General features: G+C 44.2%; 19 protein-coding genes and 1 other annotated feature. Of the genes, 5 read left to right on the plus strand and 14 right to left on the minus strand.

All coding sequences use genetic code 11. The features are described 5' to 3' along the window. Positions 1–17: 17 nt before the first annotated feature. On the minus strand, positions 18–1181 hold the full coding sequence (locus BN1765_RS16210) for an acyl-CoA dehydrogenase family protein (RefSeq protein ID WP_050616119.1): 1164 nt from the start codon (positions 1179–1181) through the stop codon (positions 18–20). A gap of 113 nt (positions 1182–1294) precedes the next feature. Then, positions 1295–2866, minus strand: coding sequence for a class I adenylate-forming enzyme family protein (locus tag BN1765_RS16215; RefSeq protein ID WP_050616120.1), 1572 nt, complete (start codon positions 2864–2866; stop codon positions 1295–1297). A 686-nt stretch (positions 2867–3552) separates the two neighbouring features. On the opposite strand from BN1765_RS16215, the gene BN1765_RS19850 reads away from it, so the two are divergent. Further along, positions 3553–4904 (plus strand): IS1182 family transposase gene (locus BN1765_RS19850; protein WP_147554217.1). Its coding sequence is split into 2 segments (ribosomal slippage): positions 3553–4120 and positions 4120–4904, totalling 1353 coding nucleotides; the frame shifts between segments, so codons are not numbered across the junction. 148 nt (positions 4905–5052) lie between these two features. Here BN1765_RS19850 and leuS read toward each other — a convergent pair. From leuS to BN1765_RS16240, 4 genes are all read right to left on the minus strand, one after another. Beyond that, positions 5053–7467 carry a leucine--tRNA ligase gene (leuS, locus tag BN1765_RS16225; RefSeq protein ID WP_050616121.1) on the minus strand — a complete coding sequence of 805 codons (2415 nt, stop codon included), beginning with the start codon at positions 7465–7467 and terminating at the stop codon, positions 5053–5055. A gap of 73 nt (positions 7468–7540) precedes the next feature. Further along, positions 7541–7773, minus strand: a binding site (T-box leader). A gap of 100 nt (positions 7774–7873) precedes the next feature. Then, positions 7874–9064, minus strand: a complete 1191-nt coding sequence (locus BN1765_RS16230) for an MDR family MFS transporter (RefSeq protein ID WP_050616815.1) — start codon at positions 9062–9064, stop codon at positions 7874–7876. Positions 9065–9308: 244 nt separating this feature from the next. Beyond that, positions 9309–10103 (minus strand): TIGR00266 family protein, encoded by a 795-nt coding sequence (locus tag BN1765_RS16235; protein WP_050616122.1) that lies wholly within the window; start codon positions 10101–10103, stop codon positions 9309–9311. 332 nt (positions 10104–10435) lie between these two features. Continuing rightward, on the minus strand, positions 10436–10699 hold the full coding sequence (locus tag BN1765_RS16240; RefSeq protein ID WP_050616123.1) for a DUF2524 family protein: 264 nt from the start codon (positions 10697–10699) through the stop codon (positions 10436–10438). A gap of 219 nt (positions 10700–10918) precedes the next feature. On the opposite strand from BN1765_RS16240, the gene BN1765_RS16245 reads away from it, so the two are divergent. Next, positions 10919–11890, plus strand: a complete 972-nt coding sequence (locus tag BN1765_RS16245; RefSeq protein WP_050616124.1) for a tRNA modification radical SAM protein MnmL/YtqA — start codon at positions 10919–10921, stop codon at positions 11888–11890. Then, the gene (locus BN1765_RS16250; protein WP_050616125.1) at positions 11880–12452 is read left to right on the plus strand and encodes a tRNA 5-(aminomethyl)-2-thiouridylate-methyltransferase MnmM; all 573 of its coding nucleotides are present in this window, start codon (positions 11880–11882) and stop codon (positions 12450–12452) included. Before BN1765_RS16245 ends, BN1765_RS16250 begins: the two co-directional genes overlap by 11 nt. Before the next feature lie 77 nt (positions 12453–12529). On the opposite strand, the gene BN1765_RS16255 is transcribed toward BN1765_RS16250, so the two are convergent. Further along, a complete protein-coding gene (locus BN1765_RS16255; RefSeq protein ID WP_050616126.1) occupies positions 12530–13117 on the minus strand; it encodes a TetR/AcrR family transcriptional regulator in 588 nt (195 codons plus the stop codon). 190 nt (positions 13118–13307) lie between these two features. Between BN1765_RS16255 and BN1765_RS16260 the strand changes: the two genes are divergently transcribed. After that, positions 13308–13871 carry a hypothetical protein gene (locus BN1765_RS16260; RefSeq protein WP_050616816.1) on the plus strand — a complete coding sequence of 188 codons (564 nt, stop codon included), beginning with the start codon at positions 13308–13310 and terminating at the stop codon, positions 13869–13871. A 52-nt stretch (positions 13872–13923) separates the two neighbouring features. Here BN1765_RS16260 and BN1765_RS16265 read toward each other — a convergent pair whose 3' ends face one another. After that, entirely contained in the window at positions 13924–15018 is a 1095-nt protein-coding gene (locus BN1765_RS16265; RefSeq protein ID WP_050616127.1) for a tetraprenyl-beta-curcumene synthase family protein, read from the minus strand. 14 nt (positions 15019–15032) lie between these two features. Continuing rightward, the gene (locus BN1765_RS16270) at positions 15033–15839 is read right to left on the minus strand and encodes an alpha/beta hydrolase (protein ID WP_050616128.1); all 807 of its coding nucleotides are present in this window, start codon (positions 15837–15839) and stop codon (positions 15033–15035) included. Positions 15840–16204: 365 nt separating this feature from the next. Between BN1765_RS16270 and BN1765_RS16275 the strand changes: the two genes are divergently transcribed. Next, positions 16205–16723: a gamma carbonic anhydrase gene (locus tag BN1765_RS16275; RefSeq protein WP_050616129.1), complete on the plus strand. Its 519-nt coding sequence runs from the start codon at positions 16205–16207 to the stop codon at positions 16721–16723. Between the two features lie 49 nt (positions 16724–16772). Here the strand turns inward: BN1765_RS16275 and BN1765_RS16280 are convergent, their stop codons facing one another. The 5 genes from BN1765_RS16280 to metK form a co-directional block, all read right to left on the minus strand. Next, positions 16773–18422 carry an amino acid ABC transporter ATP-binding/permease protein gene (locus tag BN1765_RS16280; protein WP_050616130.1) on the minus strand — a complete coding sequence of 550 codons (1650 nt, stop codon included), beginning with the start codon at positions 18420–18422 and terminating at the stop codon, positions 16773–16775. Continuing rightward, positions 18419–20143: an ABC transporter ATP-binding protein/permease gene (locus tag BN1765_RS16285; protein ID WP_050616131.1), complete on the minus strand. Its 1725-nt coding sequence runs from the start codon at positions 20141–20143 to the stop codon at positions 18419–18421. The genes BN1765_RS16280 and BN1765_RS16285 overlap by 4 nt, the downstream gene beginning before the upstream one ends. Beyond that, complete coding sequence (locus BN1765_RS16290; protein ID WP_050616132.1) at positions 20140–20520, minus strand: YbaN family protein; 381 nt, start codon at positions 20518–20520, stop codon at positions 20140–20142. Before BN1765_RS16290 ends, BN1765_RS16285 begins: the two co-directional genes overlap by 4 nt. A gap of 16 nt (positions 20521–20536) precedes the next feature. Then, on the minus strand, positions 20537–20755 hold the full coding sequence (locus BN1765_RS16295) for a hypothetical protein (RefSeq protein ID WP_147554218.1): 219 nt from the start codon (positions 20753–20755) through the stop codon (positions 20537–20539). 222 nt (positions 20756–20977) lie between these two features. After that, complete coding sequence (gene metK, locus BN1765_RS16300) at positions 20978–22180, minus strand: methionine adenosyltransferase (RefSeq protein WP_050616134.1); 1203 nt, start codon at positions 22178–22180, stop codon at positions 20978–20980. Positions 22181–22323: the final 143 nt, after the last annotated feature.

Below are 22323 nucleotides of genomic sequence, written 5' to 3' on the forward strand. Positions count from 1 at the left end.
TTTTTTAGCGTTTCATCCTAACTTTTTGGCAACCCTAGGCCAAACCGGGCAACTAAATCCCGCATGGAGTCATTTGCGCCCCCTCCAAAAAGGAATACAAGATGTTTTTTGGCAAATTCTTCGGCTTTTCCATTAAGCGGCGCCCATTCAGATCCTCTTTTCAACTGTCCTGACAATCCCATGATCTGCATGCAGGTGTCATAAACTTTCTGATGTAAGTCCGCAGCGAATACTTTATTCATTGACGGCCTAAAATGGGCTGCCTTTTCATTGGCATGCGACCAGGCCGCTCTGTAATTCAGAAGCCTCAGCACTTCGATCTGGGCCTCCAGTTCTGCAAGGCTTTCCTTCACCCAAGGGTTTTCAATGACAACCATGCCATCCCTTTCATGCTTGCTCGCCCAGTCGCAGGTCTCATGAACCATCCGTTTCATTTTGGAGTAAGTAGAAAGCATCAGGCGTTCAAGGGACAGCTGCGTCGTAATGTATTGCCACCCCTTATTTTCCTCCCCAACCAGAGCATCAAGGGGAACGCGGACATTTTCGTAATAGCTAACATTTGTCCGCTCACCCATCAATGTCATCGGCGTGACAGAAACGCCTGGTGATTTTGTAGGGACAAGGAAAATAGAAATGCCTTTATGCTTAGGAGCTTCCGGATCTGTACGCGCAGCCAGCCAGATATAATCCGATATGTGGGCATTAGTTGTAAAAACTTTCTGACCATTGATAATGTACGAATCCCCATCTTTCACCGCTCTTGTCTGCAAGGAAGCAAGATCAGTTCCGGCTTGCGGTTCCGAATAGCCGACAGCAATTTCGATTTCTCCTCGCAAAATTTTTGGCAGAAACTCTTTTTTCTGCTTTTCTGTCCCCAATTTCATAATGGTAGGACCGACTGTTTCCAAGGTGATGAAAGGAATATTGACACCGGTCCGGTCAATTTCCTCCAGAAAAATATACTGTTCAAGTGGCGTTCTTCCCTGCCCGCCATATTCCTTAGGCCATCCGATGCCCAGCCATCCGTCTCTCCCCATTTGGCGGATATATTCTTTCCAAAGCGGCCCTCCATCAGGGGTAACTCTCACTTCTTCCAGAAGTTCCGGAGTGATATGGCTGTCGAGATAGCTCCGTATTTCTTGCTTTAATTGATGTTGCTCTTCTGATAAATCGAAACGCATAGTATCACCTCATTCATTGATTTGGAATTGCACAATCTATTGCATGGCAAGCCTGTCGGTATCCTGATGGCAGTTCAACCTTTATAGGCAATAGTTTGCATTGCTGCCTCTTTTCATTGCTTTATAGAAGACTTGCCATCATACTGCTCGCGTAGCTGCCTTTTTAGAATTTTTCCGGTTGATGTACGGGGAAGTTCTGCCGCAAATTCAATTTTCGATGGACGCTTATAACTCGCCAGCCTTCCGCTGCAAAAAGAAATCAATTCATCTTCCGGCGGCGCTTGCGGATTGAGAGGTACGACCACCGCCACCACCTCTTCCCCCCATTCAAGGCTCGGAACACCGATCACCGCTACATCGGCTACTCCGGGGTGGTCCATTAAAACGCTTTCAATTTCGGCAGGAGAGATATTTTCCCCTCCTCTAATCACCATGTCGGAACTTCGCCCACAAAGAAACAAATAACCATCTTCATCCATCCAGCCCATATCGTTTGTATTCACCCAGCCGTTGACCAGCGTCTCTTCAGAAGCTTCCGGACGATTCCAATAGCCTTTCATGGCCTTTGCTGTCCTTACATAAACGTTGCCGATTGATTTAGGGGCGGCCGGTTCATTGTCCTCATTCAAAATGAGGATTTCAACATCGGGCAATGGGCGGCCGACAGAGGCTAACCGCTCCAATTTCTTTTGGTTTTCTTCAGGAGTTCCATTTAACTTATGGTCTTCGGGATCAAGTACACAGACAGTAGAGGTTGTTTCGGTCATGCCGAATGCATTGGCAAAGGAAACAGTGTCAGGGAATAGCTCTATGGCTTTTTTGATAACAGGCAGTGGCATGGGAGCCGCCCCATAAGAAAGGCTTTCCAAGGAGTTCATATCTGTAGAAGTGAAGGCAGGGTGATTCATTACTTGACTTAGCATAGTGGGCACTAAAAAGGCATGTGTGGTTTTTTCTTTTTCGACAGCCTGCAGCCAGCTGCCGGCATCGAATTGGCTGAGAAGGATCATCCTTCGCCCAGAGTAGATGCAATTGCAAAGGCTAGTGGCACCTGCGATATGATAGCTCGGTACACAGATAAGGGAGGACCCTTTGGGCGTGCCGTCGCAAGCTTCGGAATGGTTCATGACATAGGATGTCAACTGCCCATAGGTAATCATCACTCCCTTAGGCCTGTTAGTCGTACCGCTTGTATAAAGCAGAATGGCCAAATCGCTGTTATCCACATCGGCAAAGCCTTCCATCGGTATCACTGCGCTGGCCAAGGCTTCTTCATACTCCAGGCCGATCGGATGATGACCCCCTATACAAATCACTTTAGCAATATCAGTGCCTGTAAGGGTTGGTGACACCAAGTCCGCATATCTTTTTTCGATAACCAGCCATTTCACGCCTGCGTCTCTGATCATGTATTCGAGCTCATCAGCCTTGGCGCGGTAATTAATAGGCACGATGGATGCTCCAAGCTGAAAAGCAGCAAAGAATGTCTCAAGCGTTTCCGACCCGCCGGTTGCAATGAACCCGATCCGGTCGCCAGGCTGTGCGCCATAAGAAGAAAGAACAGACGCTAAGCGATTCGTCCTTTCCGTTAGTTCTGAATAAGAAAGCCGTCTATCACCGCAAGTGACGATTTCCTGTTCAGGCATAATGCTTGCAGCGATATCCAGCAATAGGTATGTGTTCAATCCTTTCCCTCCTCAATTCCTTTTTTGTCTTTATCTGGATAACCATGTTGCGTTTATAATAATCCAAAATTGCGAAATCCGCAATAATATTTATGGATTTTTCTGAATATTAGGATAAATATTATGTAACTTCATTCATATAAGCGATTCTTCTATAATGTCGAAGGGATGGTTTGAATAATAAAACCAGCGATTGTAGTTGAACCATCGGATACTTACAGGCGCTTGATCTACCTTTGTCTCCACTCCCGTGTTGAAATGGGAGTCTAGCGCCAGTTAGAATGGGATAAAACCATAAATAAAAAGAGCAAAACGCGATATAAATAACATGGGGGATATTCGGTCCATTGCCGGCATTGGACCCATTAAACATCCTAACTTAGCGGGGATGTACGTATTCCCCTCTGCTACCCTGCTTGAGAGCGCCCCTAGATTACTATCCAACAATCAAAAATCCTCATGTTTAATGATTTTACAAAATAATATCGATTATTTACCTTAATAGTAAAAAAACAAGGAAGTTATTTTAAAATCGTGCTTCTTTTTAAAGGCACAATAAAAGAGGCTGACCATAAATGTCAGCCTCTTTTCAGGCCGTTGAGAAAGTCTTTTCTCAACGGTTATTTTTTGTTTATTTTTGTGCTTTCCTTCACAATAGAAGTATAGACAAAAGGAGGCGTTTCATTATGATGGGGTTATATCAAAATCATCGGCAACAACAGGACTTAGTCTCAGTAGAAGAGTTGGTTCCAAAAGATCACTTTTTGCGATTTGTTGAAGAGAGTATTGATTTTTCCTTTATCGATCAGAAAATCCAGCCATATTATTGTTCCAATAACGGCCGGCCTTCTATTCCGCCTATCCAATTGTTTAAAATGATGTTCATCGGCTATTTTTATGGCATCCGTTCGGAACGCCAGTTAGAAAAAGAGATTAAGATGAACATTGCTTATCGCTGGTTTTTAGGCCTTTCCTTAACGGATAAAGTGCCAGACCATTCCACCATCAGTTTCAATCGGCATACCCGTTTTACGAATACCGCCATTTTTGAGGAAATCTTCGATGAGATTGTCCTTCAAGCGAAAGAGCACCGCATGGTGGATGGGCGGATTCTGATGACCGATTCTACCCATGTAAAAGCAAATGCCAATAAAAATAAATTCATTCGACAAGCCAAATCTCCTAAAGTCAGAGCATATATGGACGAACTGGAAGCTGCCGTGCAGGAGGACCGGATCCAACATGGAAAAAAGCGTTAAAGCCTCGCAAAGAGAAAACAAAGCAAACGGATGGTGTCAAAAGGGTCAGTAAAACGGATCCTGAAAGTGGTTTTCTCATGAGGGATGGCAAACCGAGAGGCTTTTTCTACTTGGATCATCGAACAGTAGACAGTAAATATAATATTGTCACCGATACGTTCGTTACCCCTGGCAATTTGCCTGATAGCGAACCTTATTTGGCGCGCCTCCACGTTCAAAAAGAGAAATTTGGTTTTCCAATCGAGGCGGTTGCCTTGGATTCCGGCTATTTCACGGGCCATATCTGTAAGCATCTGTGTGAAGAAAACATTTATATGGTGATGGGATACCGTCGCTTTGGCAATCAGAAAAAGAGTCTGCCCAAACGGAAATTTAAGTATGTGAAGGATCTAGATGCCTTTGTTTGTCCGATGGGAGTGAAACTTTCTTACAGCACAACCGATCGAGAAGGATATCGACACTATAAAGCTCCAAAGGAACAGTGCCAGAATTGTCCGTTACAAAATGAATGTACGACGTCCAAACAAAAACAAAGGGAAATCACCCAGCATATTTGGGAAGAATATAAAGAAGTTGCCCGAGCCAATAAACGGACCGCAATAGGAAAGAAACTCTATAAAGCAAGAAGCTATACAATCGAACGAAGCTTTGCGGACGCAAAAGAGCTACATGGCTTTCGATATGCCCGGATGAGAGGGGTGAAGTCTGTCCAAGAGCAGGCTTATCTCACGGCAGCGTGTCAAAATATGAAAAAAATAGCCCTCCATCTCGCCCAATAAGGGAGGTGGAGGGCTTAAAAACTGAAGAAAAAAAGCAAACCGTACAAGGATACAAATAATATCCATATAAAGGAAAGTGGATAGTTATTTAAATGGTTTCTCAACAAGCTGAAAAGAGGCTGACCATAAATGTCAGCCTCTTTTATTGTTAATTCGCTACGATATTCACCAATTTGCCCGGTACAGCAATTACCTTGCGGATAGTCTTGCCGTCAATTTGTTCCTTGATGTCGTTATCGTCCATTGCTATTTCCTGCATTTGTTCACGTGTGGAATCGGCAGGCACCATTAATTTCGTTTTCACCTTACCATTGATCTGCACGACGATTTCTACTTCATCGTCGATTAATTTTGCTTCATCGTAAGCAGGCCATGTTTGGTACGCAATGCTTTCCTGATAACCAAGCTTGCTCCATAATTCTTCTGCAATATGAGGGCAGATTGGAGACAGCATTTTCACGAAGCCTTCTACATATGCTTTCGGAAGTTCTTCCGCTTTATATGCATCATTGATAAACATCATCAGTTGGGAAATCGCTGTATTGAAGCGCAATCCCTCGAAATCTTCCGTTACTTTCTTGACTGTCTGATGATAGATTTTTTCCAGCTTGCCGCTATTATCAGTGTCTACAAGCTTTGAAGTAATTGATCCGTCTTCTTCCACCAACAAACGCCATACACGGTCCAGGAAGCGTCGTGATCCGTCAAGGCCGTTGGTTGACCAAGCAATGCTTGCATCCAATGGACCCATGAACATTTCGTACAAGCGGAGTGTGTCAGCTCCGTGTGTCAATAGGATGTCATCCGGATTGACGACATTGCCTTTTGATTTACTCATTTTCTCATTGTTTGAACCCAAGATCATCCCTTGGTTATACAAACGTTGGAAAGGCTCTTTTGTCGGAACTACGCCAAGGTCATACAAGAATTTATGCCAGAAGCGGGCATACAATAAATGAAGGACGGCATGTTCCTGTCCGCCGATATACATATCAACCGGAAGCCATTCTTTTAATTTCTCCGGATCGGCCAATGCTTCACTGTTATGCGGATCGATATAGCGCAGGAAGTACCAGCTGCTGCCCGCCCATTGAGGCATTGTATTCGTTTCGCGTCTTCCTTTTCGGCCATTCTCATCTGTCACATTTACCCATTCTTCAATATTAGCAAGAGGTGATTCGCCTGTTCCTGAAGGTCTGATATTAGTTGTTTCAGGCAACGTTAACGGCAGTTCCTCCAATGGCACGGTTGTACTTGTGCCATCTTCCCAATGGATGACCGGGATTGGCTCTCCCCAATAGCGCTGGCGGCTGAACAGCCAATCGCGCAGGCGGTAGGTCGTTTTCTTCGTACCGATTCCTTTTTCCTCTAACCAGGCAATCATTTGGTTGATGCCTTCTTCTTTATTCAAGCCATCCAGGAATCCGGAGTTAACATGGACACCGTCGCCCGTATAAGCTTCTTTTTCCACATCCCCGCCGGCTACAACTTCTTTAATCGGCAGACCGAATACTTTAGCGAATTCATAGTCTCTTTCATCATGTGCAGGAACGGCCATGATGGCTCCTGTTCCGTAACTTGCCAGCACATAATCAGCAATCCAGATTGGCATTTTTTCTCCGCTGACCGGATTAATCGCATAGGCTCCAGTAAAGACGCCTGTTTTTTCCTTGGCCAAATCGGTTCTTTCCAAATCGGATTTGTTTTTCACTTGATCCAAATAAGCTTCTACTGCGGCCTTTTGCTCCGGAGTTGTAATCTTTTCAACCAAAGCATGTTCAGGGGCCAACACAGCATAAGTGGCACCAAATAATGTATCAGGGCGAGTAGTGAACACCACGAAGGTTTCGTCCGTTCCTTCAACCGCAAAGCGGACCTCGGCCCCTTCAGAACGTCCGATCCAATTGCGCTGCATATCTTTCAGGTTTTCCGGCCAATCCAATTCTTCCAGATCATCAATCAAACGGTCGGCATAAGCGGTGATGCGAAGCACCCATTGTCTCATCGGACGGCGTTCAACCGGATGGCCTCCGCGTTCGCTCAAGCCATCAATGACTTCTTCATTCGCAAGGACCGTTCCTAGCGCAGGGCACCAGTTGACCGGCACTTCATCTACATACGCCAATCCTTTTTCATATAGCTTGGTGAAGATCCATTGCGTCCACTTGTAGTATTCTGGATCCGTTGTATTAATTTCACGGTCCCAATCATAGGAAAAACCAAGGGATTTGATCTGTCTTCTGAATGTATTGATGTTATGCTCAGTGAAAGCGGCAGGTGCATTGCCGGTATCCAACGCATACTGTTCAGCCGGCAAACCGAAAGCGTCCCAACCCATTGGATGAAGGACATTGTATCCTTGCATTCGCTTCATGCGAGATAGGATGTCCGTTGCCGTATATCCTTCCGGGTGGCCTACGTGAAGGCCGGCACCCGACGGATATGGAAACATATCAAGCGCATAAAAATTGTCTTTCTCTTTGTCTTCCGTCGTTTTGAATGTTTTATTCTCTTCCCAATACCGCTGCCATTTTTTCTCGATATCCTGATGGTTAAAACTCATAGAAATTCCTCCTAGTCAGTAAAATTGCCCGATCGTGCTAAGCTAAAAGAATGCAAAAAATCCCCTCATCCCAAAAAGGGACGAGAGGATCTATATTCATATAATCATCCCGCGGTACCACCCTAGTTGACGCTTTTGATAAGCGTCCCGCTCAATAACCTATAACGCGGTTTAGACGGCAGATCTTACTGGACTTCATATCTGCGGCTCAAAGGCGAGTTCGCACCAATTCCCGTACCGGCTTTCACCACGCGCCGGCTCTCTGCAACGGTCTTGTATGTTACTGCTCCTCATCATTGCCTATTCATTCAACTTAAACGATGTTACATGCTATTTTAGTAAATTTTAGCGCAAAAAGCAAGTGACTCTAAGTATTGCCTGATTCCTAAATTATATTCCAACATACTCATTTGGCGGGAGAATATGTTTCGACTTTTTTCGCATGGAGGATTTTGTCGTAAAGCGTGGTCGTACCGATGGCTATTACAAACAGCCCCATCAATACGATAAACATCACTTGCATGCCATAGACATCCACCAGGAAGCCGCCAAGAATCGGTCCGACCATTCTGCCTGCTGTCGCTGTTGAATTGACCACCCCTTGGTAAAATCCTTCTTTGCCCTTGGGCGCCAGTTCATCCGCTATCGTCGGCACGGCCGGCCATACGAGCATTTCACCGATTGTCAAAATGACCATCGCTGTAATAAAGCCTGAAAAGTCCGTTGCGAACGCGGCGATTATAAAAGAACCGATAAAGATGACCATACCGACAATCATCTGCATCTTCACTTTTGTTAGGAATCGCTGAATAGCTTTATTAATGAACGGCTGAGCCAGTACAATCAAGGCGCCGTTCAGTGTCCAAAGCATACTGTATTGCGTCAACGATATACCGATCTCCTGTGTATAGGACGAAATCGTAGACTGCCATTGTACGTAGCCTACCCAGCATAATAAGTAACCGGCACACACGGCCATCAACGCATATATCTTGCGCTTATCCCGGACAGGCTTCTGCTCAGGAAGGGCAGTTGCCTGCAAAATACTTCCGCTCTCTAAGTTTCTGTAGGTAAACACTACCAGCAAGAAGAAAATCAAGTACATCACCGTATTGGCAACGAAGATATAATCAAATGAAAATGAAGCGATGAAACCGCCGAGCGAAGAACCTAAAGCCACTCCGACGTTTTGGGAAACATACAGCGCATTAAACGCTTTTCTTCCGCCATCTTTCCAGACGGAGCCGGCCATTGCATACATGGACGGAAAGATAAGTCCTGAACCAAAGCCGATAATAATCATCCATATTACGTACATTGGCCAGCCATGGTTGATCGTTATGCCGACAAGTGCCAGCATCGTAGTGGCCGCCCCTACCAATATCGAACGAAAACCGCCAATTTTATCAAATAAAACACCACCCAATAAATTCCCGACCACAGTGGCGAATGCATTAGCCATTAAGACTATACCGGCCACCGATAGAGATTTACCAAGATAGTTGTGTAAGTAAATCGTATTTAAAGGCCACAAGAAAGAAGAACCCGTCACATTTATGACCATCCCAATGATAATCAGCCATAAATTTTTAGGCATTCCATAACCCCTCCCCTTATTCATATTTCGTAATCCAAAATAGATTGTAATGACATATTGCTTAACTTGCAATTTATTTTCCTTCAAAACGCCATATTGGTAATTTTCTAATAATTTCCTTTTATACTTTAATACATTAAGTGTTAAAAGGGGCAAATCAATGAAGCAAACCAAAAAAAGCTGTCCCTGTAGCAGGAACAGCCCTTCACTTCACCATGTTATATCACTTTTATAAACGGCATGGTCAACGATCGCCGCCAAACAAATCAAAGACTCCCTTGGCCAAACTTCCCTCATCCTTGCTGCCTCCCCTAGAAGGCGCGGCAGCAAATACCCTGCTCGCTAATCTGCTGAATGGAAGAGATTGAATCCAAACGGTGCCTGGTCCTCTTAAAGTTGCAAAAAACAGCCCTTCACCGCCGAATAATGCTGTCTTAATTCCTTTGACCGTTTCGATATTGTAATCAACACTGCCGGTCATGGCAACAAGGCAGCCAGTATCCACCCTCAAGGTTTCGCCTGGTTTCAATTCCTTTTTATGAATAGTACCGCCAGCATGTACAAAGGTTAAACCATCGCCTTCAAGCTTTTGCATGATGAATCCTTCACCACCGAAAAAGCCAGCACCGATTTTCCGCTGGAATTCGATTCCGATCGATACACCTTTTGCAGCAGCAAGAAATGAATCCTTCTGGCAGATGATCTTGCCTCCATGTTGATTCAAATCCAATGGAATAATTTTACCCGGATAAGGAGCAGCAAACGAAACATGCTTTTTGCCGGCGCCAGCATTCGTGAAGGCCGTCATAAATAAGCTCTCGCCTGTGATGACACGACGTCCCGCCGAGAATAGCTTGCCCATCAGACCACTGCTTTGGCTTTCAGATCCATCGCCAAAAATAGTCTCCATCTCAATCTCATCTTCCATCATCATCAGACTGCCCGCTTCCGCTACAACTGTCTCCTGTGGATCAAGCTCGATTTCAACGAACTGCATGTCATCTCCATACACCTTATAATCGATTTCATGGTTATTCATGATCAAATCCCCAATCTCTTAAATTTAATCAATTGCTATTTTTATTGTATCCTATCCGTTTTCCCAACTCAAAAAATGATTTTTATATTCAGTTAATATTCTTTTTTAGCAGGCCATTTTTGTACATTTTATGTATTCTTGCAAGCAACAAGCAGTTTGCTGTATGAAAGAAAAAAGTCTTCACGCTAATTACGATTACTCTTTTTTCTTGATAGATAGCATCCGCAATCCTCCTGGCAAATTGTCACCGAGAGTGTATCTATTCAACAACAAAAAAGAGGCCGTATACAGATTTCTCCGTATGGCCTCCTTGCAACAGAAATCCCTGATTTTTAATGGCGAAGCAGAATCATATCATGCTGCATCTGCTCCAGCTGCATTTTCATCCTGTTCAGTTGTTCACGCTGTTGATCATTCGAATTATGAGCCATCATCTGCAGCTCATTGAGTGCCGTCTGAAGCAATTGCTGACTGTCGATATACGTACTGTCATTGTAATGCTCCTGGCGGGATGCTTCTTCATATTGCTGTTTGGCAAAGTTGAGTGCTTCCACGCAGTTCTGCAGGCAATGATCCACTGATTGTCTAGTCGCCAACGTTCTTCAACCTCCTAAGAATTGAACTGTTACAAACCTTAGTTTATGGAAAGGGATGATTTTTATCCCGTGCTATTTAGCTGCCATACCAGCTCAAGTAGCATCATACAGGAAATCATGTGTAATGGATTATCACCAGATAAACGTGTTACAATAATTTTTATGCTGTTCTAATGGTATTTTTACTTAGGATTGATCTATATAAGGAGGTTAACTGATATGAATCAGACAAACCCGTTCCCATATGCAAAAGACGATAAACGGTATCATACGTGGAACTATCACTTACGAAATATATTCGGCCATAAAGTATTCAAAATCGCCTTGGATGGCGGCTTTGACTGCCCGAACCGGGATGGTACCGTGGCCCATGGCGGCTGTACGTTCTGCAGCGCCGCGGGGTCTGGGGACTTTGCCGGCAACCGCGCCGAAAGTATCGAAAAACAATTTGAAGATATAAAGGGCAAGATGCATAAAAAATGGCATGAAGGCAAATATATGGCCTATTTTCAAGCCTACACCAACACGCATGCCCCTGTGGAAGTCCTTCGCCAAAAGTTCGAGCCTGCGCTCCAGCAGGAAGGCGTAGTCGGCCTATCCATTGCAACACGGCCCGACTGCCTGCCTGATGATGTGGTTGAATACCTGGCAGAGCTGAACGAACGCACCTACCTTTGGGTAGAACTCGGCCTGCAGACCGTACATGAAAAAACGGCCCGCATAATTAACCGCGCCCATGATTACCAAACCTATAAAGATGGCGTAGAAAAGCTCCGCAAGCACAATATCCGTATTTGCTCCCATATTATCAATGGCCTACCGCTTGAAACGCCTGAGATGATGCTTGAGACAGCAAAAGAAGTGGCCAAGCTGGATGTCCAGGGAATCAAGATCCACTTATTGCATTTACTGAAAGGAACACCAATGGTTAAGCAATATGAAAAAGGATTGCTGGAATTTCTTTCGTTTGAGAAGTACATTTCACTTGTCGTCGATCAGTTGGAAATTCTTCCTCCTGAAATGATTATTCACCGTATTACCGGCGATGGGCCGATCGACTTAATGATTGGGCCAATGTGGAGCGTGAATAAATGGGAAGTCTTAAATGCGATTGACGATGAACTGAAACGCCGGAACAGCTGGCAAGGAAAGTATTATGTTCCTGCTGGGGGGATTCCAAGTGAAGCTTGACCGTATTTTGCCTTATGCGCGGATCCTATTGGAGAAAGCTGTCTCCCCCGGCGATCTAGCCGTGGATGCGACAGCAGGCAACGGGCATGACACCTTGTTCCTTGCCTCCTTGGTCGGGGAAAGCGGCCACGTATTTGCGTTCGATATCCAAGAGCAAGCGATTGAAAATACAAGGAAAAGACTTCAGGAAAACGGCGTGCAAGAACGGGTTACCCTTTTCCATAAAAGCCATGACGAGTTGAAATCGTGTCTGCCGGCTGATTGTGCCGGCTCGATTGCGGGCGCCATTTTCAATCTTGGTTATCTCCCTGGAGGGGATAAGCATGTGGTCACTAAAGGCCATTCCACTATTGCAGCAATCGAACATCTTTTGGATTGCATGGCTAGCGGCGGGATTATTGTTCTGGTCGTCTACCATGGCCACCCAGAAGGAGCCGTGGAACGGGATGAATTATTGTCATATGTAAAAGCATTGCCTCAGGATAAGGCCCATGTTTTGCATTATGGTTTTATGAACCAGGTCAATTCACCGCCCTTTATCATTGCGATCGAGAAAAGATAAGTTAAAAAGCGGAATTTACCCGCAGAAAAAAGGAGCTTCCTGTCCTTCATAATAGGGCTACAGAAGCTCCTTTTTTTCTAATCAGGAAATAATGGCGAAGCAGCATTTTCAATCATGCTCTTCAGCAGAGATGGCGAGAGGCGCCCAGGTTCTAGCATGGCATGAAGAGCCAAGCCATCGATTAAAGCATACATTTTTTCTATTTCCAAAGGAAGATCCAACCCTTCTTTCAATAATCCCTTGGCTTCTAATGATTCAAACATCATCTTGAGACTTTCGAGCAAACCATCCTGCTGAATCTGGAAAGCCTCTCCTTTATGGCGTCCGTATACAATGAATTCAAACCAGACCTGTGTTTCCATCAATGTTTCCCGGTCTGTCGGCATCAGTTGCATAAGAATCTCTATAAACATCTGCTTAGGATCCAGGTTTTCCTTCAAAATCGTTTCTACTCGTTGAGTGATACGCTGCTTTACCAGCTCAAGCGCATAGAGTACAAGATCGTTTTGCGTGGAAAAGTAATGTTGCAGCGAACCCAGTGAAAGTCCAGCTTCCTTAGCGATATTGCGGACTGATGCCCCTTCCATCCCTTTCTCGCTGATCACTCTCCACATAGCTTGAGCGATTATTTCTTTTCTTTTTTCATGGTCGACTATTTTTGGCATACTCTTAATCCACATCCCCTCGTCAATGACAGAAGCGCCAGTAAGCATCCGATTGATTCAACTACTAATTGATGGGGAATGAATGAAAACCTCCGCCGATTAAAGTTTCACTTTATATAATACAATTGTATTGGATAACTCGGCGTGTTACAATAACATTATCCATTTTTATCCAATAGGAGTGATCATTATCGGGGCCGTCGGTATATTAATCATTGCGTGCGAAATAGGTTTTTGGGTGTTAATCCTGGCCGGATTCATAGTCCGTTATATTTTTCACAAAGAAAAGCTGGGCTTCTTTTTGCTCGCCTTGACACCCGTCATAGATTTTATACTGCTTGCGGCTGCAAGCTTCGATTTATATAGGGGAGCCACAGCAGACATGACCCATGGGATAGCCGCCATCTACATCGGTGTATCTCTTGTTTACGGGAAAAGCATGATTGCCTGGGGAGATGTACGATTCCGTTATTATATTCTCCGCCAAGGATCTCTTCCGGCCCCAAAATACGGCTATGAGCACGCCCGCAGTTCAATGAAAGATTCATTGAAGCATGTTTTATCCTATCTTATCGGCTGTTCGCTTTTGTTGCTTGTCATTTGGTTGATCGATGACCCCTCAAGGACAGAAGCACTTCTTTCCCTTATGAAAGTCTGGTCGATTGTAACCGTGGCCGACCTTGCCTATTCACTTTCCTACTTTATTTGGCCCCGCCAGCCGAAGGAGAATCCAATCCGGAAAAAGGATATCTGACTGCTGCTCCCTAGCTTATAAAAAGAAGCATCCGTCTACAGGATGCTTCTTTTTACTTGCCCGTAACAAGAGCATATTTTCCAGGGAGGATTTTTTTCACTTTACGGTACAGCTTAGCATTCATATAAAAGAATTTCGCCTGTGAACCCCCAAGTTTGACCATTTTTTTCGCCAATGCTTTCGTTTCAGGTTCATAATCAACCTTAGTGTCCGACAAATATAGTCCCAGCAGCCCCCTATACACTAGCTTATGGAAATCACGGTTTGGAATTTTATCCAAATGTTCCTCTGCCTTCGTGACAAAGTGGGACATCCGCTGATACAATTCATCATTATCCTGATAATAGAAACAGAAATTAAGGTCTCCTCCCTCCAGATCTTCCTGTTGGTCAATGAAATAATCCAAGAGGATATGCAACCCTTGTATGTATGGAAAATACCCATTGCGGATTTCTTTTGCGTAATCATCCTGGAAATCCTCTCGCAAGGCATATGAAATCAAGCTAAAAATCCCCAAGGTTGAACCGGAACATGCCGAAAATTCAAACCAGGACATCTTCGGGAGATTCTCTTTGTATTGGTCAAACCACGTTTGCAGCCTTTGAACCCGCTCTTCCTTCCGGACATGTTTATGTACCTGCAGATCGCAATAATACGAACACAACTCGTTTAGATAAGGTTGAATTGTATCGTAATGTACAAGATGGTTCATCAGTGTTTGGCACGTCTTCACCAGATTAAACAGGTAGCCGCCGTCATCCTGCTCATCACGGAATCGATAATAATTTACTTTTGGCGATTGCTTTTGCAAAGAATGCAGCATCGATTCATGCAACGCCCGGAAATCAGTATCATCAAGAGAAGTGCTTCGGTCACATAGGTTATCCAAATAATCGCTGATAGTCTGATAAGCCACGATGAAGGAAATGGCCTCCGTCCGCCTTTCCTCGGCCAGTAATGCAAGGATCGAACCGCCCTCGCAGTGAAACTCTTTATTCTCGATACTGTCGATCGCTTGTTTTCTTAATTCCGGATCTGGAATCTGCATCGCTTGGTTTTTCCAATAGTGCAGTTCTTTCTGAACCATCGGAAATATATCTTTATACACTCTGTTCATCAATGCTAGCGGTGTAGTAGGAATCGCCAACCAAAGTTCCCCCTCTATTGCACAACGTAACCCAAATTACGGAGCCGATTCTTGACAAAAGACTCTGCGTAATAAAAGACGTCTTCTTTTTCTGGCTCACTGAATAATTCGTGGTACAAGCCCTGCCATTCTTTGAATAACTTTTCGTTAACCATAATAAAATTGAACCATTCTCTCACTGCCGCTTTATCGACAATCTTGTCATCCCCGGCCTGCATCAGCAAAATAGGGAGATCCCCCAAATCAGGGATATTTTCAAAAGCTTCCTTCACAGCCGTCAATAATTCATGATACCACCGTACGGATACCTTTGTAATATATAATGAGTCATTGAGGCCGGATTCCCTTACTTCCGGGTCCCTGGTAATCATATCGATTGTAATCCCTGTAGTAGCCTTGAATTTAGGATAGGCAAAATTCAATATGGCAGAAGCCGCCTGCATGGCTTTTGGCGGATATGTAGCCAGTCCAAGACAAGGAGAAGACAGGATTAAACCTGCTATATTTACTTCAGCTTCCTGTATCAGACGGATTGCAATCAAACCGCCCATACTGTGCCCCAACAGGAAAATCGGCAAATGGTACTCATATGCTTCCTGTATCCAATCTTTTACTTCAATCAGATATTCATCGAAGGAATTAATATGCCCTCTTCTTGCCCGAGTCGTCAACCCTTGGCCCGGTAGATCCCCCATGATGACATGGTAGCCGGCAGAACGCCACATCTCAACCAGCCATTTATAACGGCCTTGATGCTCCATAGCTCCATGTACTATCACAATAACCGCTTTTGCATCGCCCTCGGCTTCCCATTTATACATGTTGCAACAAACCTCCTTATTCAGCAGAACGCCATCTTGGCTCACCACTGTTTGGCACCCATTGGTACGGATAAATTCCTATAGAAAGGATGGAGACTAATCTCGAGATCTTCCAATACGGTTTCCAATCATTAGTGAGGCCATTTCTCCATCATCTGCCCCTTTGCATGCAGCTGATATTCCAGAACATAAAAGACCGTCTGGTCAGCCCGGTTCATAATCATGCATGGGCAGTTTAATGTTTATTCTTATTTTAAAACATCGGTTCATTTAATTAAAGATATTGTACAGATTGAAATCTTACTTATAAACTAATATAAGAATACTAAAAAAAGGACATTTTAACAAAAGGAGATGTTTTTGTTATGTTAGTGTATCCCTATCACCATAAAAAACCCACTATCGATAAGAGTGTTTTTCTGGCAGACCATTCCGTTGTCACAGGCGATGTGACAATCGGCGAACAATCAAGCATCTGGTTCAATACTGTCATCCGCGGCGATGTAGCACCAACTGTCATTGGCAAGCGAGTGAATGTCCAAGATCATTCGGTCCTTCACCAAAGCCCAAAGAATCCATTAATTCTAGAAGACGACGTCACAATCGGCCACAGCGTCATTTTACATAGCTGTACGGTTAAAAAAGGAGCCCTTGTCGGCATGGGCAGCATCATCCTAGATGGAGCAGTCATCGGTGAAGGCGCCTTCATCGGAGCTGGAAGCCTGGTGCCCCAAGGCAAAGTCATCCCGCCGAATACGCTGGCGTTCGGACGTCCCGCAAAAGTAATCCGTGATCTGAACGAAGAGGATATCGCGGATATGCTCCGGATCAGCCGGGAATACGCAGAAAAAGCGCAATATTACAAATCGCTGCAAGCAGAATAAAAAGTAAAAAACAGGAACAAGTACTATGACTTTGTTCCTGTTTTGGATATTATATAGAATTAACCCGTCTATTTTGGATCTGATACACACGATCAGCCATCTTCAAAACAGCATCATTATGACTAATGATCACAACAATTTTACCGTTGCTGTTTTCTTTGATTTTTTGCAGGATATACCGTTCATTCAACGAATCCAGATTACTTGTCGGCTCGTCTAATATATAAACAGGGGTGTTTCTAAGAAACAGTCTTGCCATTGCTATCCGTTGCAGCTGGCCGCTAGAAATATTGGCTGCATACTCTTGCACATAGGAGTCAAGGCCCTCGGGCATAGATTCCACGAAACTGGTCAAGCCCGCTTTGGAACATGCAGCCATTATTTCTTGATCTGTATAGTGTTGCTTGAACATCGTCAAATTCCTGCGTAGAGTATCCGAAAATACAAACGTGCTGGCATCGACTGTACTAAATTGTTCCCTTAAACTTTCAGCAGAATAGACGCTTGCCGGGCGGCCATTGAAAAGGATTTCTCCTGATAGTGCAGGCATCTCTCTTAGCATCAGTGATATCAATGTTGATTTTCCAGTTCCATTCTTCCCTTTTATTCCGATTATTCTTCCTCTCTCCCATTTCATATGGATGTCCTCATAAAGCAGTTCTTTTCCACGATATCCAAAAGAAAGACCTGCACACTCAATTGTATCGATAGCACCGATAGGTTCAGAGCCTTCCGGTTTTTCGGCTATTTCCAGATCCATTAACGTCAGCACACGTTTCGCACTCGCAAATGTGTGCACCAGACTGGCGCTTAAATGGGATAGAGCGAGACTTGGCCCAAAAGACGAAAACAGCAATAAGATCGACAATAATGCCTCTGCCGCCGAAATGGATTGTCGATTCACCAACAATAGAGAAATGGCAATGTTACTGAATACAGCCACATACAGAGTGCAATCGGTCAATGCTTTTAACAGGCCTTCATGCTCTTTCAATCGTTTGGAGGTATCATTCAACTGTGCGCTGAACTGTTCAATCCTCTCAATGGTCTTTTTCTTTTGGCCAAAAACAACTAGTTCCTTAATGCCCTTTAAAGAATCCATTAAAAAATCACTGACCTGGCCATATCGGGACCTGTATGTTTCCGCTGCCTCCCTTCCATATCGATACACAGCCATCGGCACTAAATAGGAAATAAACACATAGGAAGCCAGTGCAGCGGCTCCATATAAAGGATGGAGAAATGAAAATGCACTGACATAAACGACTGTCGTCAATAGGCCGATACAGACAGGAGCAACTGTATGGGCATAGAATACCTCCAGCATTTCCACGTCTTTGGTCACAATATTCATGAATTCCCCTTTACGGAAATCCTTCAGTTGTTGAGGGCCTAAAGACCGGATCACCGTAAAAATGCGGTCGCGTATAATAGCAAGCAGCCGAAAAGCGATATAATGCGTGCAGTATTGTTCGCTAAGCCGAAAAACAGCACGCGCAATACCGCTTACTATAATAATTTCGAGCAAGAACCTCATGGAGCCGTAATGGCCTGCTTCCGCTCCTTGAATCACTGCCATTCCTCCTACGACGGATATCCCTGTTATGGATAAATAGCCAAGCGTCCCAAGAAGGACGGTTAGCGCCATATGGGGCAGTAATGGTCTTAACAATGTCAAAAGTCGATTTATATCTCTCATAGCATTTCCACCTTCAGCGTATCCTGGGCATGTTTGAGGCGTGCATATTCTCCATCGATTTTCATGAGTGAATCATGTCTTCCACTCTCCACCAGATGCCCTTTTTTAAAGACAAGAATCTGATCGGCCTCCTTCACATTCTTCAGATAATGAGTAATGACGATGACCGTTTTACCAGATGCACGCAATTTATCTATCAAGCTGAAAATATCCTTTTCACTCTGCTGATCGATATTAGCTGTTGCTTCATCAAACAAATAGACATCCGGATCCTTCAGCAACAGCCTTGCAATGGCAAGCTTCTGTCTTTGGCCGCTCGACAGGTTTGCACCGCCGCTGCGGACAACCGCATGGATATCTTTGGATAATTCGTGCAGTTTGACCTTTTCCAACACTTCAACCGCTTTATCTTCTGTCAATTTGTTAGATCCTACCTTCAGATTGGAGAAAACAGTTCCCTCAAATAGGTGGGTATGGGCTGATACACTTCCGATATAGGCATGGACCAATTCAAGATTTAGCATGGCCAAGTTATCCTGCCCAATTGTGACGGTCCCCTCTGTCGGAAGCAAGAACCCTTCCATCAACCGGCTAACTGTCGTTTTCCCTGATCCTGACATTCCGACGATTCCGGTTAATTCCCCTTTCTTGATCACGAAGGAAATATCTTGGACAGCCTTCCGATTTTCTTCCTCACTATAGATCAATGACACATGGTCAAAACGGATATCTCCGCCTGCAGGCAAAAGGGGAGATGTTTTACCAGCACTCTTTAGGCTTAGAATATCCGTTAGGCGTTTTAAAGAACTCACCCCGTTTAAACCAACATGGAAATAGGAACCCAGAAGCCGCATCGGGACAAAAAATTCCACTGTCAATAAAGCAAAACAGATAAAGCCTGCCAATGTAATACGGCCATTGTTGAACGCAACTGCCGCCATGACAATTCCAATTGCTGTCCCTAGATAGGAGACCAAATCCATGACGGTGATCGATTGGAGCTGCATGCGAAGCACTTTCATGGTCATGACCCGAAATGATTCCGATTCTTTTCGCATGATATTCTGGTATTCTTCGTCGCTGTCAAACGCCTTTAAAACAGAAATGCCTTCAATTCCTTCAACAAATTTCTTGCCTACATCCAAATATTTATTCCAATAAGTCCGGAAGATTTTTTTTCCTACTTTGACAGAGGCGACTATAGCGACAGGAATCATGCACATTGCGAAAAGAAGGAATAATGCAATTTTCCAATCGATGGCTGCCAATGCCATAAACAATAAAACAGGAGCTATTAGGCTGTAAAACAGCTGGGGCAGATAGCGGCTGTAATAGACATCAATATTCTCAATGCCTTCCACGCTAAGCTGGCTGATTTTACTTATTTGCAATCCTGCAATTTCCTGCGGAGACAACGAAAATAACTTCTCTAACAACTCTCTCCTTAGCCGCGATTTTAATTCGTGGGATGTATAATGCGTCCATTTCGTAGAATAGTAGTGGCAAATCCCTTTCAACACTAGAACCAGCATACATGCACCCAATGTATTCCATCCGATTGAAACCGGCGAGCCTTCGAACAAATCAGATATAACATCGGCGATTACAAAGGCAATCGTAATATTCAAAATTAAGTTGATCGCCTGAAGGAATGTAATCCATACAAGGATTTTGCGTAAAGAATATCGCTTTGCATAAACCATCATTTCTTTCTGAATCATTGTAAAACCTCTTTCTTTGAAACTGTGGGGATGAACCGCCATACAACAATCCATTTGCAAATAGCAAGGACGGCCAGAAACACACGTAAATGAATATGGGCGATGAGAATGCCACTTACCAAAAGAAGGGTTGTCGCCATTCCTAAGATCTCTGCCTTCTGTCTCGGCGTCAATCCCTTATTTTGTTTGTATTCCAGCACATACTTTCGGTACACTTTTCTTCTCTTAATCCAGGCTTCGCATGTTTTAGAACTTTTGGCAAATAAACAAGCGGTCAAAAGGATAAAAGGGGTAGTCGGCAAGACTGGAAGAACAACGCCGACCAAACCAAGCGCAAAGGAAATCCAGCCAAGGCTGCATAGTATTATTTTTTTCACGATTCTATTCACCTCTTTATAAAATGTGGATTAAAACTAGCCAAACGAGCGCCACAATGGCCAGTATGATATGTAAATACGGTTTGCCTCTGGCTCCCCATCCAATCCCCAAAGCAAGTGAGAGCAGTAGAGCATATCCTATATAGCCAGTTGGCACCGGATAGGCGGTGAACATATATAACAAAAGAGCTAAAACGGCCGCCAACCCAATGGCAAAATGGCCTTTTTTCCACACCTTGCCCTTTCGGCACAGAAAGGCCCCCGACAAAATGGTTATGACGAGGGCACATTTATGTATGATCAAAAAAACATATACGGATCAGCCTCCAATTTACTATACTGATATAGTAAATTATTTTATTGATAATGATTATCATTGTCAATAAAATTTTAACTTTTTTTTAGGCGTAAAAAAAACGCCATCTGTTTAGATGGCGCTTTTCTGTGTTTTTGGGCATTAGGCATTCAATGCATCTTGCTTCAACGCTTCCGCTTTATCCGTACGCTCCCAAGGAAGATCAAGGTCATTGCGTCCGAAATGTCCGTAAGCCGCTGTCCCTTTATAGATAGGGCGGCGCAGGTCAAGCATCTTGATAATGCCGGCAGGTCGAAGATCGAAGTGTTTGCGAACCACATCCACCAGTACTTCTTCGTCTACTTTTCCGCTTCCGAATGTATCGATTGCGATTGATACGGGCTCTGCTACACCGATGGCATAGGCCAATTGGACTTCCACTTTGTCAGCTAAACCAGCTGCAACAATGTTTTTGGCAACATAGCGGGCAGCATACGCAGCAGAACGGTCCACTTTGGTTGGATCCTTACCGGAAAACGCACCGCCGCCGTGGCGGGCATAACCGCCATATGTGTCGACAATGATCTTGCGGCCAGTAAGCCCAGCATCCCCCTGAGGCCCTCCAATTACGAATCGTCCAGTCGGATTGATAAAGTATTTTGTATTCTGATCGATCAACTCAGAAGGCACGACCGCATTAATAACATGTTCTTTAAGGTCTCTTTGGATTTGCTCCAAAGTCACTTCCGGGTTATGTTGAGTTGAAATAACAATTGTGTCAATGCGGACAGGCTTGTCATTCTCATCATATTCAACCGTTACTTGGGTTTTGCCGTCCGGGCGTAAATAATCAAGCGTGTTATTCTTGCGCACTTCTGTTAAACGGCGTGCAAGCTTGTGGGCCAATGAAATCGGAAGCGGCATAAGCTCACTCGTTTCATTGCAGGCGAATCCAAACATAAGGCCCTGGTCCCCTGCACCGATCGCATCAATCTCTTCCTCCGTCATATTCCCTTCTCTTGCTTCAAGAGCACGGTCCACCCCTGCAGCAATATCAGGAGACTGCTCATCGATTGAAGTCAGAACTGCACATGTTTCTGAGTCGAAACCGAATTTTGCACGTGTATAGCCAATGTCTTTGATTGTGCCGCGTACGATTTTCGGAATGTCGACATAAGTCGATGTAGTGATTTCACCCGCAACCAGTACAAGTCCGGTATTGACACTTGTTTCACAAGCGACACGGGCATTAGGATCTTTATCTAAGATTGCATCCAATATGGAATCAGAGATTTGGTCACAAATTTTATCCGGATGACCTTCCGTAACGGACTCTGAAGTAAAAAGTCTACGTTTTTTTGACATCAAATTACCCTCCTCAATAATAGTAGAGGCTACTATGAATAGTATTGTATTCAGCTTCCCCTGTTTTGTCGACGGAATTCATTTCCCTATACAAAGGAATAAAATTGGTTAATGAGAGGAATTAAAACCATAAAAAAAACCTC

The organism is Bacillus testis (assembly GCF_001243895.1).
Classification (GTDB): domain Bacteria; phylum Bacillota; class Bacilli; order Bacillales; family DSM-1321; genus Bacillus_AD; species Bacillus_AD testis.

What these genes read in the sequence shown, in the direction of transcription:
- BN1765_RS16210 (WP_050616119.1), bottom strand. Translation starts at nt 1,181, where the DNA reads ATGCGTTTCGATTTATCAGAAGAGCAACATCAATTAAAGCAAGAAATA.
- leuS (WP_050616121.1), bottom strand. Translation starts at nt 7,467, where the DNA reads ATGAGTTTTAACCATCAGGATATCGAGAAAAAATGGCAGCGGTATTGG.
- BN1765_RS16230 (WP_050616815.1), bottom strand. Translation starts at nt 9,064, where the DNA reads ATGCCTAAAAATTTATGGCTGATTATCATTGGGATGGTCATAAATGTG.
- BN1765_RS16235 (WP_050616122.1), bottom strand. Translation starts at nt 10,103, where the DNA reads ATGAATAACCATGAAATCGATTATAAGGTGTATGGAGATGACATGCAG.
- BN1765_RS16245 (WP_050616124.1), top strand. Translation starts at nt 10,919, where the DNA reads ATGAATCAGACAAACCCGTTCCCATATGCAAAAGACGATAAACGGTAT.
- BN1765_RS16255 (WP_050616126.1), bottom strand. Translation starts at nt 13,117, where the DNA reads ATGCCAAAAATAGTCGACCATGAAAAAAGAAAAGAAATAATCGCTCAA.
- BN1765_RS16270 (WP_050616128.1), bottom strand. Translation starts at nt 15,839, where the DNA reads ATGTATAAATGGGAAGCCGAGGGCGATGCAAAAGCGGTTATTGTGATA.
- BN1765_RS16275 (WP_050616129.1), top strand. Translation starts at nt 16,205, where the DNA reads ATGTTAGTGTATCCCTATCACCATAAAAAACCCACTATCGATAAGAGT.
- BN1765_RS16280 (WP_050616130.1), bottom strand. Translation starts at nt 18,422, where the DNA reads ATGAGAGATATAAATCGACTTTTGACATTGTTAAGACCATTACTGCCC.
- BN1765_RS16285 (WP_050616131.1), bottom strand. Translation starts at nt 20,143, where the DNA reads ATGATTCAGAAAGAAATGATGGTTTATGCAAAGCGATATTCTTTACGC.
- metK (WP_050616134.1), bottom strand. Translation starts at nt 22,180, where the DNA reads ATGTCAAAAAAACGTAGACTTTTTACTTCAGAGTCCGTTACGGAAGGT.